Genomic DNA, 880 nt, shown 5'->3' with positions numbered 1-880 from the left:
TGTTGCGCGAGCTTACGCACTGACGGGAGCTTTTCGCCATTTGTATAGATGCCTTGACGAATCTGGTCATCAAGGTTGTCGGCTAGGCGCTGATAAATAGGATTACTCATAACAGTTTCTATTTTTTATGGATATACATAACAGATTGGCTCAGTTTAAAGGAAACAGATTCCGTTTTTCAACAAACTGTTATGGTTAAAGGTTTTATTTTTGAATCTGTTTTGTTTTTGCTTGAAGAACTAATCTTACTCCCATGCCGTTGTAATTGTCTCGTGCACTTATCTCATTCACTTATTGAAGAGAGGCGATGACAGCAACAATTTTTCTCCAATGGTTTATTAGCGAATTACAGATAGAGGAGTTAGATCATGAGATTATTCGTGAACGGATACCTAATATTATCAGCATTTGAGCGCGTACTTTCTGCGAGAGCTGTCGTTCGTATTTTCAAATTGACTCAGCTTAGGCTGCAAAGTAAGCGACTATTAGAACTAGTCAGTTTGTATGCGCAGCGCACCCAGCAACGTAGGCAATTAGCGCATCTCGATCAACGAGCATTGTCAGATATTGGGTTATCTCACGCTGATGCACTGAATGAGGCAAATAAGCCATTCTGGAAAGAATAGGGTTCGGCTTTGCGCTCGTTCGCATATCACTGAAAACAACGCTAAATTTAAGCTCTACTTCAAAGCTGCAACGCATTTAGTAGCTATAAGTAGTCAAAAGCAGCTAGAAGTAGCCATGTCAGTTATTCGATTTGTAAAAAGGAACGATATGAATATCGAGACCATGTTTTCAGAGTGTTGGGCAGCGTATAGCAAGTTAAACCCTAAGGTGCTCGAGATGCGAGCCTTGCTTGCACAGCATTCTTCTGGTCTGT

At 40.9% G+C, this 880-nt stretch carries 2 protein-coding genes; one reads left to right on the top strand and one right to left on the bottom strand.

From position 1 onward, the window contains the following. Positions 1-110 (bottom strand): GntR family transcriptional regulator (locus A3739_RS31200; protein ID WP_156502762.1); only part of this gene is annotated, 110 nt, incomplete at its 3' end. Between the two features lie 258 nt (positions 111-368). Here A3739_RS31200 and A3739_RS22180 point away from each other — a divergent pair. Continuing rightward, complete coding sequence (locus A3739_RS22180) at positions 369-626, top strand: DUF1127 domain-containing protein (RefSeq protein WP_082878547.1); 258 nt, start codon at positions 369-371, stop codon at positions 624-626. Positions 627-880 lie beyond the last annotated feature (254 nt).

The organism is Oleiphilus sp. HI0067, assembly GCF_001635735.1.
This window is presented reverse-complemented; position numbering and strand designations above follow the sequence as displayed.

What these genes read in the sequence shown, in the direction of transcription:
- A3739_RS22180 (WP_082878547.1), top strand. Translation starts at nt 369, where the DNA reads ATGAGATTATTCGTGAACGGATACCTAATATTATCAGCATTTGAGCGC.